The organism is Stella humosa (genome assembly GCF_006738645.1).
Taxonomy (GTDB): Bacteria; Pseudomonadota; Alphaproteobacteria; order ATCC43930; family Allostellaceae; genus Allostella; species Allostella humosa.
The window spans coordinates 3,620,575-3,635,000 of sequence record NZ_AP019700.1 but is presented as its reverse complement, the minus strand read 5'-3'; the positions used below and the strand labels follow the sequence as shown (position 1 = coordinate 3,635,000).

11 protein-coding genes, 1 tRNA gene and 2 rRNA genes (1 of these 14 running past the window's edge) are annotated in these 14,426 nt (G+C 70.1%); 11 read left to right on the top strand and 3 right to left on the bottom strand.

The features are described from left to right. The 3 genes from STVA_RS17030 to STVA_RS17020 all read left to right on the top strand — a co-directional run. Window positions 1-987, top strand: a 23S ribosomal RNA gene (locus STVA_RS17030); it begins 1,822 nt to the left of the window's first position. A 202-nt stretch (window positions 988-1,189) separates the two neighbouring features. Next, window positions 1,190-1,304: ribosomal RNA gene (gene rrf, locus STVA_RS17025) — 5S ribosomal RNA — on the top strand. Window positions 1,305-1,357: 53 nt separating this feature from the next. Beyond that, window positions 1,358-1,434 (top strand) — tRNA-Met (locus STVA_RS17020). A 75-nt stretch (window positions 1,435-1,509) separates the two neighbouring features. Here STVA_RS17020 and STVA_RS17015 read toward each other — a convergent pair. Together STVA_RS17015 and STVA_RS17010 are read right to left on the bottom strand one after the other, a co-directional pair. Continuing rightward, window positions 1,510-1,701: a nickel-binding protein gene (locus STVA_RS17015; protein ID WP_245978578.1), complete on the bottom strand. Its 192-nt coding sequence runs from the start codon at window positions 1,699-1,701 to the stop codon at window positions 1,510-1,512. A 5-nt stretch (window positions 1,702-1,706) separates the two neighbouring features. Further along, window positions 1,707-4,799: an ATP-binding protein gene (locus STVA_RS17010; protein ID WP_170216738.1), complete on the bottom strand. Its 3,093-nt coding sequence runs from the start codon at window positions 4,797-4,799 to the stop codon at window positions 1,707-1,709. Between the two features lie 134 nt (window positions 4,800-4,933). Between STVA_RS17010 and STVA_RS17005 the strand changes: the two genes are divergently transcribed. The 4 genes from STVA_RS17005 to STVA_RS16990 all read left to right on the top strand — a co-directional run bounded on the left by STVA_RS17005 (window position 4,934) and on the right by STVA_RS16990 (window position 8,302). Then, entirely contained in the window at window positions 4,934-5,815 is an 882-nt protein-coding gene (locus STVA_RS17005; protein WP_123695343.1) for a class I SAM-dependent methyltransferase, read from the top strand. 342 nt (window positions 5,816-6,157) lie between these two features. Then, window positions 6,158-7,123 (top strand): D-2-hydroxyacid dehydrogenase, encoded by a 966-nt coding sequence (locus tag STVA_RS17000; RefSeq protein ID WP_123695341.1) that lies wholly within the window; start codon window positions 6,158-6,160, stop codon window positions 7,121-7,123. Between the two features lie 110 nt (window positions 7,124-7,233). Continuing rightward, window positions 7,234-7,983, top strand: coding sequence for a dienelactone hydrolase family protein (locus tag STVA_RS16995; RefSeq protein ID WP_123695339.1), 750 nt, complete (start codon window positions 7,234-7,236; stop codon window positions 7,981-7,983). Between the two features lie 13 nt (window positions 7,984-7,996). Continuing rightward, a complete protein-coding gene (locus tag STVA_RS16990) occupies window positions 7,997-8,302 on the top strand; it encodes a DUF6295 family protein (protein WP_123695337.1) in 306 nt (101 codons plus the stop codon). A 28-nt stretch (window positions 8,303-8,330) separates the two neighbouring features. On the opposite strand, the gene STVA_RS16985 is transcribed toward STVA_RS16990, so the two are convergent. Continuing rightward, entirely contained in the window at window positions 8,331-9,203 is an 873-nt protein-coding gene (locus STVA_RS16985; RefSeq protein WP_170216737.1) for a MurR/RpiR family transcriptional regulator, read from the bottom strand. Between the two features lie 167 nt (window positions 9,204-9,370). On the opposite strand from STVA_RS16985, the gene STVA_RS16980 reads away from it, so the two are divergent. The 4 genes from STVA_RS16980 to STVA_RS16965 are packed head-to-tail and all read left to right on the top strand — an operon-like array spanning window position 9,371 to window position 14,402. Then, entirely contained in the window at window positions 9,371-10,168 is a 798-nt protein-coding gene (locus tag STVA_RS16980) for a putative hydro-lyase (RefSeq protein ID WP_123695333.1), read from the top strand. Window positions 10,169-10,202: 34 nt separating this feature from the next. After that, window positions 10,203-12,311 (top strand): hydantoinase/oxoprolinase family protein, encoded by a 2,109-nt coding sequence (locus STVA_RS16975; RefSeq protein WP_123695331.1) that lies wholly within the window; start codon window positions 10,203-10,205, stop codon window positions 12,309-12,311. Next, complete coding sequence (locus tag STVA_RS16970; protein WP_123695329.1) at window positions 12,311-13,924, top strand: hydantoinase B/oxoprolinase family protein; 1,614 nt, start codon at window positions 12,311-12,313, stop codon at window positions 13,922-13,924. The genes STVA_RS16975 and STVA_RS16970 overlap by 1 nt, the downstream gene beginning before the upstream one ends. After that, window positions 13,917-14,402 (top strand): tripartite tricarboxylate transporter TctB family protein, encoded by a 486-nt coding sequence (locus STVA_RS16965; RefSeq protein WP_123695327.1) that lies wholly within the window; start codon window positions 13,917-13,919, stop codon window positions 14,400-14,402. Before STVA_RS16970 ends, STVA_RS16965 begins: the two co-directional genes overlap by 8 nt. The last annotated feature ends 24 nt before the right edge of the window (window positions 14,403-14,426 follow it).

The following is a 14,426-nucleotide window of genomic DNA, read 5'->3' as shown; positions in this document are numbered from 1 at the left end:
AACGGCGGCCGTAACTATAACGGTCCTAAGGTAGCGAAATTCCTTGTCGGGTAAGTTCCGACCTGCACGAATGGCGTAACGACTTCCCCGCTGTCTCCAACATCGGCTCAGCGAAATTGAATTCTCCGTGAAGATGCGGAGTACCCGCGGTCAGACGGAAAGACCCCGTGCACCTTTACTACAGCTTTGCAGTGGTATCGGCGAGTGGATGTGTAGGATAGGCGGGAGCCTATGAAGCGGCGGCGCCAGCTGTCGTGGAGGCACCCTTGAAATACCGCCCTTCCCCTTATCGATATCTAACCGCGGCCCGTTATCCGGGTCCGGGACCCTGCATGGCGGGTAGTTTGACTGGGGCGGTCGCCTCCCAAATGGTAACGGAGGCGCGCGATGGTGGGCTCAAGCTGGTCGGACATCAGCTGACGAGTGCAATGGCATAAGCCCGCCTGACTGTGAGACTGACAAGTCGAGCAGAGACGAAAGTCGGCCATAGTGATCCGGTGGTCCCTCGTGGATGGGCCATCGCTCAACGGATAAAAGGTACGCCGGGGATAACAGGCTGATGACGCCCAAGAGTCCATATCGACGGCGTCGTTTGGCACCTCGATGTCGGCTCATCACATCCTGGGGCTGGAGCAGGTCCCAAGGGTATGGCTGTTCGCCATTTAAAGTGGTACGTGAGCTGGGTTCAGAACGTCGTGAGACAGTTCGGTCCCTATCTGCCGTGGGTGTCGGATACTTGAGAGGAGCTGTCCTTAGTACGAGAGGACCGGGATGGACGTACCTCTGGTGGACCGGTTGTGGCGCCAGCCGCATAGCCGGGTAGCTATGTACGGACGGGATAACCGCTGAAAGCATCTAAGCGGGAAGCCCCCCTCAAAACCAGGTATCCCTGAGAGCCGTGACAGACCATCACGTCGATAGGCCGGAAGTATAAGCGCGGCAACGCGTTCAGCGGACCGGTACTAATCGCTCGATCGGCTTGGTTCCATGCAGACGACGGTCTGTGGCCGCCACGAAAGTGGCAATGCCATGGCCGGTCCCGCACGGTGACGAGCCTCCGCAACAGCAATCATCGATCCTGCCCTCTTCGGGCAGTGCAATGCACGGGACACATTCCAGACGGTCATTCGTCATCAAGGAAGCAGCAGGCGCATCCCAGCGCCTCTGCCTCCATCCTGTCCTCGGACGACCTGGTGGCCCAAGCGAGGGGCCTGCACCCGATCCCATCCCGAACTCGGCCGTGAAAACCCTCAGCGCCGATGGTACTGCGTCTTAAGGCGCGGAAGAGTAGGTCGCCGCCAGGTCTTCCAAGGACAGGACATCAAAACCCCTATCACGATCCAACAGCACCCACGCACGCGGGGTGGAGCAGCCCGGTAGCTCGTCAGGCTCATAACCTGAAGGTCAGAGGTTCAAATCCTCTCCCCGCAACCAACGACATCACACGCCCGTCTCTCACAAGAGGCGGGCGTTGCCGCGTTGTGGCTGCCGACATTCGGTAGACCCGCCTCAGGGCTCTCCCAGCACCTCGGCCGCCCAGGCATGATCGAAGCGCGCCTGGGCCTCGTGCTGGACGTTGCGCACACTGGCGATGTCGGGCGCATCGTACTCGCATACCATCCGCTTGCGGTCGGCCGACCAGAAACTCCTGACCCAGCGCACGTTGTAGAGCTCCAGGCAGGGGGCCATGCGGGCCTCCACGGCGGTCAGGTCTTCTTGTGCGAGCGGTGTCTCGAAGCTGCGTTCGACGATGATGCGGGGCACGGGATTGCCTCCTCCGGTGTTACATCTGCGCAGGGTGAGCGCCGGCCGTTGGAGCCGGCGTTGGAACTATCAACGGCGGTGCGAGCCTGCGCGCCGACCCTGCCGGATTCTGGCCGAACCGCAGCGCCGAGGCCGAGAAGTGACCGAGCGATCACCATCTCGCTGTGCCGCTGCATGGCCTCGGCGACCGCGAGGGCCTCCCTGGCGTAGGCGCGACCTGCGGCAACCCGTCCAGCGCGCATCTCCATGTCGGCGGCCACATTGAGGGCGTAGGCGAGCCACGATTTGTCATCGATCGCGCGCAGCGCAGCCAGCGAGCCGGCCAGGACTTCCGGGCCGGCCACGTCACCCGCTTCGAGCAACGCCAGGGCTCGCAGCGTTGCGACGAGCGGCTGCTCGTTCTCTCCCAGTCGGGCGGCGACCGCCGCCAGCTCCACACAGCGCGCCTCCATCGCCTGGCGATTGCCGCGCTCGCGCTCCAATACCGCAAGCCAGGTGAGGCATTTGTACTCGCGCCATCGATCCTCCGCCCCGCGTGCCAGCCCCAAGGCCCGGTGGAGGGCGCCCGCGGCAGCATCGCGGTCCCCGTCCCAGCGCGCCAGCAGGCCCTGGCCCCAATGCAGTTCGCAAAGCTCGAGGCCGCCTTCGCGCGCAATCTCGTCGACTTCCGCCAGCAGACTGCGTGCGCGGTCCACCTGCGTTTCCAACTCCAGCAGGCAGCGAGCCGTGTTGGCAAGTTGATGCGCGCGCGTCGCCGTATCCCCAGTGCGACCGATTGCGGCCGCGCGCAGGGTGGCATCCGCAGCGTCGCTGGCCGCGCCCGCTTCCTGGTGCAGTATCGAGAGCAGATAGTGGCCCGTCGCGGCATCGGCGGTCAGGCCGAGGCGCTCGGCTGCCGCAGTCGCCGCCGAAACGGCATCGGCGATACGCGGCAACGGCCGCATGCCGGGGCCAGCGGCGGCCAGGACACATATTCGCAGAAGCGCGATGCACGCCGCGACGCGTTCCCGCTCGTCGGGCAGCCGCCCGGCGTGGCGTAGCCCCCGCTCCGCGAAGCCCTTGGCCTCGGTGTTTGCGAAAAGGCGCAGCGCGCGGTCGCCGGCGAGGATCGCTGCGCGCGCCGCGAGCGGATGGTCCTCCGCGAGGGCGGCGTGCCGCGCCAGGTCCGCCGCTGCCACGTCGCCACCCTCGGCCAGGGTGCGTGCCGCGCGCCGATGGGCGAGCCTGCGCCGCGGCAGCGAAAGCGAGCGGTAGACCGCTTCGCGGACGAGGTCATGGACGAAATCATGCGCAGATTCGTCCGTTGGCCGCAGCAGCCCGCGCCGCTCCAGTTCGCCGAGTGCCGACAGCAGTGTCGCCGCGCCGAGGCCGGTCACGCGGTCGATATCGTCCGGCGTGAACGAGCCGCCCAGGACGGCGGCCCAGATGAGCACTTCACGTCCCGCATCGCCCAATGCGGCCATCTGGTCTGCCACCAGCGCGTCGAGCGTGCTGCCGCTCTCGCTGCTGCCGTCGGCATGGGTCCGCGCCAGTGCGATTGCGAAGAGCGGATTGCCCCCGCTGCGGGCAAATATGCCCTGCGCATCGGCCGCCGCTGAAATGTTCCGCACGAGCGCCACCGTCGCCGTCCCGTCGAGCGGCCCCAACTCGAGTACTGTCAGCCGGCCGTCGGTCCGCAGCGATCGTAGAACGCGGGACGCCGCGGCATTGTCATCGATCTCGCCGATGCGTGCACCGCAGGCAAGGATCGCCCCCGGCTTGTCGCGGGCGCTGCGGGCGACGTAGTGCAGGAGCGCCGAGGAGGCTTCGTCGAGCCACTGGATATCGTCGAGGATCAGGGCCAGCGGCCGCTCTGCGGCGAGCCGGCGCAGCAGCCCATCGACGGCATCGAACATGCGGGCGCGGTCGGTGGCGTCCGGCGGGGGCGCTGCCGCCTCAGGAAGCAGGAGACTCAGCTCGGGCGGCAGGTCGTCCTGAGGCGCAACACGGAGTGCCACGCGAAGCAGGTCGATCCAGACGCCGTAGGGACGTGTCGCCTCCGCCTCGTAGGCTCGCGCGGCGAGCGCACGGCCACCTGCCGCTTCGACGCAATCCGCCAGATAGGCCAGCAAGCGGCTCTTGCCGATCCCCGGCTCGCCTGTGAGAAGAAGGACGGACGCTGCGCTCCGGCTTGCCGCCAGATGCTCAATCGCGGCGCGCTCCTCCTCGCGGCCGACAATCGGCGCGCGGGGCGATCGCGGGGGCACCGCAGCGACCGGGACATCGACGGCCGGCGGTGGCACGGCGGGCGGCGATGCCACAGCCCGCAGCGTCTGCCGTGCGGCCTTCAGTTCGGCTTCGGGGGCGACGCCCAGCTCCTGCGCCAGGAGGCGCCGCGCATGCTCATAGTGGACGAGCGCTTCGCGCCCACGGCCCGCCCGCGCCAGCAGCAGGACCACGCGCGCGTGCCCCGCCTCGGAGAGCGGGTCCGCCGCGGCGAGCGCGCGGGCGTGGACGAGGGCCTCATCGGGCGAGCCTTCCAGCCGTGCGACCAGGGCCGACAGGACCGCGTGCCGCAGCCGCGCCACCGCCGCGCGTTCGGCCATCAGCCACTCCTGGAAGCGGTAGCAGAGTGGCAGGTCCAGCCCATCCAGCAGTTCGCCACACAACAGCGTCGCCGCCTGGCGCAACGCGGCCGTCGGCGCGGCCGCCGCGGTCACTGGCACCAGCCCGCGAGCGCGTCCGAGATCCACGACGGCGCTCTCCGCATCGACACCGATCCGCTCGCGGTCGGCATCCAGACGCAAGCCGGCACGCCCTTCGATCAACGGGCGGAGCTTGCTGAGGCTCCATCGGAGCTCTGCCCGCGGATCGTCGGGGCCATCCCACAGCAGGTCGCAGAGCCGCTCGCGCCGGTGGGGCCGGCCGGTCGCCACCAAGTAGCCCAGCAGCGCGCGCGTCTTGCGTGAGGGTGGCAGCCGCAGGGCAAGCCCATCCGATCCGGCGAGCCGAAGTTCGCCGATGAGACGGATCAGGGGCGGAGCAGGGTCGGCCATTACCTCCAACGCTGCTTCCCACGGGGGTTCCCACGAGCAGGCCCCATTGTAGCGGCCGTGGCGATGGCGGCAATGCCTTCGGCGCCGCCCGGCAGACGCAGACATCTGCCCCGCTCACGCAAGAGGAGACGTCCATGAGCACCATCACCCCGGCGGCGCCTGCCGCCCCGGCATTCGACGCCGCCCGCTACAAGGAGACGACGCGCGCGCAATGGCAGGACGCTGCCCGCGCATGGAACGAGTGGAGCCCGCTCCTGCGCGACTGGCTCGGCCCGGCGACCGAGACCATGCTTGACATGGCCCGCATCGGCCCGGGCTGCCGCGTGCTGGACGTGGCCGCGGGCGCCGGCGACCAGACGCTGCAGGCCGCCCGCCGGGTCGGGCCTGCGGGGCATGTGCTGGCGACCGACATCGCACCCGCCATCCTGGAGTTCGCGTGGGCGAACGCCCGGGCCGCGGGGCTTGCCAACGTCACCACGCAGGCAATGGACGGCGAGGCGATCGACGTCGCGGCCGAAAGCTTCGACGCGGTCATTTCCCGCGTCGGGCTCATCTACTTCCCCGACCAGCAGAAGGCTTTGGCCGGAATGCGTCGCGCACTGAAGCCGGGCGGGCACGTGGCCGCTATCGTCTACGGCCCGGCGGAGCGCAATGGCTTCTTCGCGATCCCCGTCGGCATCATCCGCCGGCGTGCCGGCCTGCCGCCGCCTGCCCCGGGTCAGCCCGGTCCCTTCAGCCTGGGCGGGCCCGGCGTGCTGGAGGCGGCCTTCCACAAGGCGGGCTTCCGCGACGTCGAGACCCGCAGCCTGCCTGCGCCGGTGCGCACGCCCAACGCCGCCGAATGCGTCCGCTTCGAGAAGGAATCATTTGGCGCACTGCACCAGATGATGGCCGGCCTCGATGCGGCGGGGCGCGAGGCGGCGTGGCAGGAGATCGAGGAGGCGCTCGGCGCATTCGAAGGCAGCGACGGCTTTGCCGGCCCGTGCGAAATGATCGTCGGCATCGGCGTGAAGTGAGCCAATCCGGGCCGGTCGGCGAAACCGGCAGCAGGCCAAGCTCACCCCCGGCGGGTGCAAGAAAAAACGCCCGCGGGCAGAGCAACTCCCCGCAACCAACTTGAATTGCTCCCGCAATCGGCCGTCGCTCTCACGAGCGGCGGCCGATTGCTTTTGCACGCTCGCCAGCGACAGCATCCGCGAGGCCACCCTCGAGGGGGCGTTCTTCCTTGCGGGCGAGGCTGCGGGCTACATGACCGGCCAGACGGTGTATGTCCATGGCGGGTGAGGTCTATTCAACAATACCGTTCCCGTCGCCGTGCAACTCCTGGCCCTCCCATGTCGTGCTTCGAAAGGCGCCCCATGAGCATCCTGCCCGAGAACCCCGTGATCCTGCTGGCCCATGCGGCCTACCGGCTGAAGGAGCGCTTCGACGCGCGCGGGACTGGAGTGGCCAGCCTCCAGGCCACCAGCCGGGAGGAACTACTGGCGCGGGTCGGGGAGGCCGACGTGGTCGTCGTTTCGGGCCTCTGGGACAATGCGCTCCTGGCGCAGGCGCCCCGGCTGCGCTTCGTACAGTCCGTCAGCGCCGGCGTGGACCGGTACGACTTGGCCGCCTTCCGGCAGGCAGGCGTGCATCTGGCGAGCGGCCAGGGCACCAACGCCATCGCCGTATCGGAGCACGGGCTCGCCCTCATGCTGGCGATCACGCGGCATATCCCCCAGGCTTGCGCCAATCAGGCCCGCCACGATTGGCGCGGCATGATCGCCCACATCCCGGACCGCGAGGAAGAACTGGCGGGCAAGACGGCGGTGGTGGTCGGCCTGGGCGGCATCGGCGGCCGGCTGGCACGGCTGGCGCGCGCCTTCGGCATGACGGTGATCGGGCTGCGGCGCGACCCGGCGGCGGGCGGCGAGGCCGACAGCGTGCGCGCCATGGCTGACCTCAAGGCGGTCCTGCCGCAAGCCGACTTCGTGGTCCTGACCTGCCCGTTGACGCCGGAGACGCACGGGCTGATTGACGGCGCGGCGTTGTCCCTGATGAAGCCGACGGCCAGGCTGGTGAATCTCGCCCGCGGCCAGGTGGTGGACGAGCCCGCCCTCATCGCGGCACTGCGTGCCGGCACCATCGCCGGTGCGGCCCTGGATTGCGTGGCCGAGGAGCCGCTGTCCGCCACGTCGCCGCTCTGGGACATGGCGAACGTGTTGATCACCCCTCACACCGGAGGCGAGACCCAGCAGTGCGAGGATCGCGTCCTCGACATCCTGGAAGAGAATCTGGGCCGGCTCCAACGCGGCGAGACCGTGCTGTACAACGGCGTCGTCTGAGGCCGTTCGCAAGCCGGCGCCGCCCCGCGGCTGCGTCGGCCGGTCTTGACCGTGCGTCGCGTCGCACGAAGAAATTGGCCCATCGCGGCCGACACCCATGGAGGACACGGATGGCATTCTACCGTGGCATGACCTGCACGAACGTGACGCTCGATGGCGACGGGGGAACCCCGATCACCGCCTATGTCGCCCGGCCGGAAGGCCCCGGCCCCTTCCCGGCGGTGGTGCTGGTCCATCATCTGCCGGGCTGGAGCGAGTTCTACATCGAGACGACGCGGCGCCTGGCCCATCACGGCTACATCGCGATCTGCGCCAACCTCTACGAGCGCGCGGGCGAGGGGCACCCGGACGACGTCGCCGCCAAGGTGCGCGCCGAGGGCGGCGTGCCCGACGACCAGGTGATCGGCGATACGGCGGCAGCCGTGCAGTGGGTCCGTGCCCAGGCCGGGCACAACGGCAAGGTCGGCCTCTTCGGCTCCTGCTCCGGCGGGCGCCACGCCTTCCTCTATGCCACCCGGCGCAAGGACGTCGACGCCTGCGTCGACCTCTGGGGCGGCCGCGTGGTGATGGGCGCTGATGAACTGAACGCCAAGACCCCGGTGGCGCCGATCGACCTGACCAAGGACTTGTCCTGCCCGCTCCTCGGCCTCTTCGGCAACGACGACCGCGCGCCCAGCCCCGAGCAGGTCGACCAGCACGAGGCCGAGCTGCGCCGCCATGGCAAGGACTACGAGTTCCATCGCTATGACGGCGCCGGCCACGGCTTCTTCTACTGGCATCGTCCGCTCTATCGGCCCGAGCAGGCAGCGGACGGCTGGGCCAAGGTGCTGGCCTTCTTCGGCCGGCATCTGTCGCGATAGGCGGGCACCGGCCATGTGCACGTCGATCGTCGAGATCGCCCGCGCCGAGGGCATGGCCAAGCGCGGGGACCAGTGGTTCGCGCTCTCCCATGCGGTGGTCGCCTATGACCACGCCCGCCATGCGCCGCTGGGCGACGTCATCACGCTCGATTTCATCAATGCGGAACTGGAGCCGGCGGCGCGGGCCGGCGTCGAGCTGACCCTGGAGACGGCCAGGGAGTTGCGCGACGCGCTCGACCGGGCGATCGCCGCCGCCGAGTTCGAGGAGGCAGAGGTCCGGGGGAAGGGGGCGGCAGCCGGTCGCGTCCGGGCCGCCTGACGCAGGCCGGGGGTGCTGCGGGCCGGCGCTATTCCTGGTCCGCCAGCACCTCGCCGACGCCCAGGATCTGTTCCATGCGCGCCAACGCCGGCACGGCGCGGCGGCGATGGCGCACGGTGATCTCGGCGATCAACGCGTTCGCCAGCGCCAGCGCGCCGACGTTGGAGTTGGCGAAGTTGTTGTTGGACGAGCGCGCGGCCAGCAGCACGTCGGCATGGCGCGCCAGCGGCGACAGCGGCCCGTCGGTGATGGCGATGACGCTGGCGCCCTCGCCGGCGGCGAAGCGGGCCGCGCGCACCGTCAGGCGGGTGTAGCGGGGGAAGCCGATCGCCACCAGCACGTCGCCGCGGCCCAGCGGCGACAGCCGGTCCAGTGCCTCGCCGCGGGCCGGGTCGATCAGCGTCACCGTGCCCAGCGTCTGCTGCAGGTGATGGTAGAGCGTGTAGGCGATCACGAACGAGCTGCGCAGGCCGACCACGAAGGCGCGGCGCGCGCCGGAGATCAGGGTCACCGCCTGGGCCAGGTCGGCTGCGGCCAGGCCGCGCTCGGTCGCGGCGACGTCGTCCAGGTCGTCGGCGAAGGACTGGGCGGCCGGAGTCTGCCGTGTCGGGTCCTCGGCATAGCGGGTCAGGCGCTGGGCCGGCGCCAGATGGCGGCGCATCTGGTCCTGCAACGCCCGCCGCAGCGCGGGATAGCCGTCATAGCCGATTGCGGCGGCGAAGCGGACCACGGTCGATTCGCTGAGGCCGAGGCGGGCGGCCACCTGGGCCGCCGGCAGCAGCGCCACCTCTTCGGGGTGCGACAGGATCAGCTCCGCCACCGCGCGGGCGCCCGCACCCAGGCTGGCAGAAGCCTGGCGGATGCGCTCCATCACGTCGCTGCGGTCCGAATGACCTTCCATTCCCGTCCGGCCTCCCATGCCGTCGACCGAGCTCTATTCATCCAGGACCGCCCCCCGGCGGCCAATCCGTCGTTGACAGATGACGGCGATGCAGGAAATCTTGCAGGTGTGAAATCTACATGACGGAAATCCGCCGTCAAATCCCATACTCCCCAGGGGGCAGGGCGATGCTGCGACGCGATCTCGAGAATGCCACGGGTGCGGCGGTGCGCCAGGCCGTGCGGCAGGGCCAGTGGACGCGGACCACCCACGGCGTGGCCAACGGCTATGTCCAGGCGAACCTCGCCATCGTGCCGGAGAAGTACGCTTTCGACTTCCTGCGCTTCTGCCAGCGCAACCCCAAGCCCTGCCCGATCATCGACGTGACCGACCCGGGCGACCCGGAGGCCAGGCTGGCCGCCCCCGGCAGCGACCTGCGCACGGACCTGCCGGGCTATCGCGTCTATCGCGACGGCCGCCTGGTCGAGGAGGTGCGCAGCATCGAGCCACTGTGGCGGCCCGACCATGTCGGCTTCCTGCTGGGATGCAGCCTGTCCTTCGACCAGGTCATGACCGACGCCGGCATCCCGCTGCGCCACCTGGCGGAGGAGGAGGGCCGGGTCTCGGTCTATGTCTCGGGCATCCGCTGCCGCCCGGCCGGCATGTTCGACGGGCCGATGGTGGTCAGCATGCGCCCGATCCCGCGGCCGATGCTGGTGCGCACGATCGAGGTCACGTCGCGCTACCCGATGGCCCATGGCGGCCCGGTGCATGTGGGCGACCCGGCCCAGATCGGCATTGCCGACCCGACCCGGGTCGACTGGGGCCGCTGGAACCCGCCCGCGGCCGACGAGGTGCCGGTTTTCTGGGCCTGCGGCATCACCCCCCAGGCGGTCGCCATGGCGGCCGGCATCCCCGAGATGATCACCCATTCCGCCGGGCACATGCTGGTGACCGACATCCGGCTCGGCACCACGTTCCAATAGCCGCTTGCATTCAGCAGTCGAGGTCAGTCGCACGATGTCCCAAGCCTCCTACCGCCTGGCGATCGACGTCGGCGGTACATTCACCGATATCGTGGTGGTCGACGACCGCGACGGCAGCCTCCGCTTCGGCAAGGTGCTGAGCACGCCGGCCGACCCGTCCGAGGGCTCGCTCGCCGGCGCCATCGACGCACTCGCCCGCCACGCCATCGCGCCCGCCGGCGTCTCCGAAGTGATCCACGCGACCACGGTCGCCACCAACGCGGTGCTGGAACGGCGCGGGGCCGCGACCGGCCTCGTCACCACCCGCGGCTTCCGCGACACGCTCGAGATGGGCCGCGAGTCGCGCTACGACATCTATGACCTCGGCCTGCGCCTGCCGGCCCCCCTCGTGCCCCGCCACCTGCGGGTCGAGGTCGACGAGCGGCTCGACCATCTGGGCCAGGTCGTGCGACCGCTCGACGAGACGACCGTGGCAGAAGCCGTCGGACGGCTCGTGGCGGCCGGCGTACGCGCGATCGCGGTTTCGCTGCTGCACGCCCACGTCAATCCGGACCACGAGCGCCGCGTGGTGGAGCTGCTGCGGGCGGCCGCCCCCGGCATCGAGATCAGCGTCTCGCACGAGGTCGCGGGCGAGGTGCGGGAGTACGAGCGCACCTCCACCGTCACCGTCGATGCCTATGTGAAGCCGCTGGTCCGCCGCTATGTCGAGCGGCTGGCGGCCGGGCTGGGCCAGGCCGGCCTGCCGGACCGCCCGGCCCTGATGCTGTCCCATGGCGGCATCGGCTCGGCGACCGAGGTGGTGCGGCGCTTCCCCGTGCGGATGATCGAGTCCGGCCCGGCGGCGGGTGCCATCGCGGCTGCCTTCTTTGCCCGCCAGGCGCTGCCGGGCGGCGATGCCGTCGCCTTCGACATGGGCGGCACCACCGCCAAGATGTCGTTGATCCTCGACGGCGCGCCCTCGGTCACGCACCAGTACGAGGTGGCCCACGTCCACCGCTTCAAGCCGGGCAGCGGCATCCCCTTGCAGATCTCGGCCATCGAACTGCTGGAGATCGGCGCGGGCGGCGGCTCGATCGCGCACGTGAACGACCTGGGCTTGCTCAATGTCGGCCCCCATTCGGCGGGCGCCGTGCCAGGCCCCGCCTGCTACGGACGCGGCGGCGACCGGCCGACGGTGACCGACGCCGACCTGATCCTGGGCTATCTCGACCCCCAGCATTTCCTGGGCGGGGCGATGAAGCTGGACGTGGCCGCGGCCCGCGACGCCGTCGCCCAGCGCCTCGGCGGCGCGCTCGGCATGGAGCCGGAGCGCATCGCCTGGGGCATCCACGACGTCGTGAACGAAAGCATGGCGGCGGCCGTCCGCGCGCACGCGGCCGAGAAGGGCGTCGACCTGCGCCGCTTCGGGCTGATCGCCTTCGGCGGCGCCGGGCCGCTGCATGCCGAGGCCATCGCCCGCAAGCTCGGCATCCGCCAGGTCATCTGCCCATTCGGTGCCGGCGTCGCCTCGGCGATCGGCTGCCTGGTCGCGACACCGGCGGCCGACCTCGTCTCGACCTACACCACCCTGCTGCCGACCGCCGACTGGAGCGAGATCGCCCGCCGCTTCGCCGCCATGGAAGCGGAGGCTGGCGCCATGATCGCGGCATTAGTGGGCGAGGTGGCAGCCCCCCGCCTGCGCGCGGCCTTCGAGATGCGCTGCGAGGGCCAGGGCTATTCCGTCATCGTCGAGGCGCCGCTGGGCTCCGCGCTCGACGCCGGGCTGGTGCCGGAGCTGGAGGGCCGCTTTGCCGGCGTCTATGCCCAGGTCTATGGCCATCGCCCACCCAAGGGCGTGCGGCTGGAGCTGGTCAACCTGCGCGCCAGGGTCGAGCACCCGCGGCCGGAGCAGGCGCTCCACCTGTGGCGGCCGGCCGATACCGGCGCCGCGGCGCTGAAGGGCCATCGCCAGGCCTGGTTCGCCTCGACCGGCGGCTACACCACGGCCGGGGTCTATGACCGCTATGCCCTGCCGGCCGGGGAATGGTTCGCCGGCCCGGCCATCGTCGAGGAGCGCGAGACCTCGACCGTCGTCGGCCCGGGCGCGCGTTTCCGCCATGACGCGGCCGGGCACCTCGTGATCGAGCTGCCGGAGGTCGGGTGATGGGTGACATGAACGCAACCCGCCTCGACCCGATCACGGTCGAGATCCTGTGGACCCGCCTGGTGTCGGCCGTCGACGAGGCGGCACTGGCGCTGCACCGCACGTCCTTCTCGACCGTGGTGCGGGAATCCCACGACTATACCTGCATGTTGCTCGACCCGACCGGCCGGGCGGTGGTGCAGGCGACGCGCAGCGTGCCCTCCTTCATCGGCACCCTGCCGATGTCGGTGCAGGCGTTCCTCGTCAAGTATCCGGCCGAGACCTTGCAGCCGGGCGACGTCATCATCAGCAACGACCCCTGGATCGGCACCGGCCACCTGCCCGACCTGACGCTGGCCGCCCCGATCTTCCATCGCGGCCGGATGGTGGGATTCGCCGGCGCCATCGCGCACATGTCGGACATCGGCGGGCGCCGGCGCTCGCCCGACAACACCGATATCTATGAGGAGGGGTTGCAGATCCCGATCCTCAAGCTCTACGAGGCGGGGCGGCCGAACGAGACGCTCTACGAGGTCATCCGCCGCAACGTCCGCGTGCCGGACGAGGTGACCGGCGACATCCACGCCATGGTCGGTTCCACCGAGAAGATGGCCCACGGCCTGCTGCGCCTGCTGGAGGAGTACGGGCTGGACGATGTCGAGCCGCTGGCGGCCGAGGTGATCGGCCGGACCGAGGTGGCAATGCGGCGCGCCATCGCGGCCGTGCCCGATGGCCGCTATCACACGGTCACCATGATCGACAGCTTCAACTCGGCCGCCCCCTTGCGGATCGAATGCACGATCGTGGTGGATGGCGAGACGCTGTCGGTCGATTTCGCCGGCAGCTCGCCGCAGAACCCGTCGCCGCTGAACTCGGTGCTGGGCTACACGCGGGCCTATTCGACCTATGCCCTGAAATGCGTGCTGCTGCCGGACGTGCCGAACAACGAAGGCAACGTCCTGCCGATCCGCATCGAGGCGCCGGAGGGCAGTTTCCTCAACCCGCACTATCCGGCCGCGGTCGAGGCGCGGGCGACGGTCGGCCACTACACCACGAGTGCCGTGCTGAACACCCTGGCGCTCGCCCTGCCCGAGCGAGTGCCGGCCGAGAGTGGCATCCCGCTGCACGGCTTCACCATCCGCGGTCGGCGCCAGGGCCGGCCCTTCTCGTCGATCTTCTTCTTCAATGGCGGACAGGGCGCCCGGCCCGACCAGGATGGGCTACCGACGCTGAGCTTCCCCACCAACGTCTCCAACACGCCGGTGGAGGTGCTGGAGCGCCTGTTGCCCGTCCGCATCCACGACAAGTCGTTCCTGCCCGGGTCGGGTGGGCGCGGCCAGTTCCGCGGTGGCCCCGGCCAGCGCATCGAGATGGAGATGCTGAACCCCGAGGGCGCCAACGTCGTGCTGCTGTCGCAGCGGGTGAAGTATCCGCCGGTCGGCCGCCAGGGCGGCGCCAACGGCCGGCTGGAGCGCATCCTCTTCAACGGCGAGGCGGTGGAGGGCGAGCGGCCCTTCGCCATGCAGAAGGGCGATCGCTTCGTGCTGGAGCTGCCAGGCGGCGGCGGCTTTGGTCCCGAGGCCGACCGCGACCCGGCCCTGATCGCCCGCGACCGGGAGAACGAGCTTGCCTGACACCGCCCGCCAGCCGGGCGACATCGTGGCGCTGGCGGTCGTGCTGGCGCTAGCCACGGTCGCCGCCTGGCGCAGCGTCGGCTATGGGCTGTGGAGCTATGGCGAGCCGGCGCCGGGGTTGTTCCCGCTGCTGGCCTCGGGCGTGACCGCGATCTTCGCGGTGCTGGCGCTGGTGGGATGCCTGGCCGGTTCGGCGCCATCCGACGAGTTCGACCCGGAGGCGGCCCAGCAGGACGGGCCGATGCTGTGGGGCAAGCTCGCCCTTTATGCTGCGGTCGTCCTGGTCTGGCCCTGGCTGATGGTGCCGCTTGGCTTCGTCCTGTCCACCGCTCTCGCCCTCTTCGTCATCCTGCGCCTGGCCGAGGGCATGGGCTGGACCGCGGTGGCGGTGGTGCTCGTGGCCGCGGTCGGCCTTAGCTGGCTGGTGTTCGACCGGGTTCTGGGCGTGCCGCTGCCGGCCGGGCTGCTGGGCGCGTGACGGCGATGCGACGGGGGGAGCATA

Bases quoted from the DNA above. Each gene is read 5' to 3' on its own strand.
- STVA_RS16985 (WP_170216737.1), bottom strand. From the start codon at position 9,203: ATGGAAGGTCATTCGGACCGCAGCGACGTGATGGAGCGCATCCGCCAG.
- STVA_RS16990 (WP_123695337.1), top strand. From the start codon at position 7,997: ATGTGCACGTCGATCGTCGAGATCGCCCGCGCCGAGGGCATGGCCAAG.
- STVA_RS16995 (WP_123695339.1), top strand. From the start codon at position 7,234: ATGGCATTCTACCGTGGCATGACCTGCACGAACGTGACGCTCGATGGC.
- STVA_RS17005 (WP_123695343.1), top strand. From the start codon at position 4,934: ATGAGCACCATCACCCCGGCGGCGCCTGCCGCCCCGGCATTCGACGCC.
- STVA_RS17010 (WP_170216738.1), bottom strand. From the start codon at position 4,799: ATGGCCGACCCTGCTCCGCCCCTGATCCGTCTCATCGGCGAACTTCGG.
- STVA_RS17000 (WP_123695341.1), top strand. From the start codon at position 6,158: ATGAGCATCCTGCCCGAGAACCCCGTGATCCTGCTGGCCCATGCGGCC.
- STVA_RS16970 (WP_123695329.1), top strand. From the start codon at position 12,311: ATGGGTGACATGAACGCAACCCGCCTCGACCCGATCACGGTCGAGATC.
- STVA_RS16980 (WP_123695333.1), top strand. From the start codon at position 9,371: ATGCTGCGACGCGATCTCGAGAATGCCACGGGTGCGGCGGTGCGCCAG.
- STVA_RS16975 (WP_123695331.1), top strand. From the start codon at position 10,203: ATGTCCCAAGCCTCCTACCGCCTGGCGATCGACGTCGGCGGTACATTC.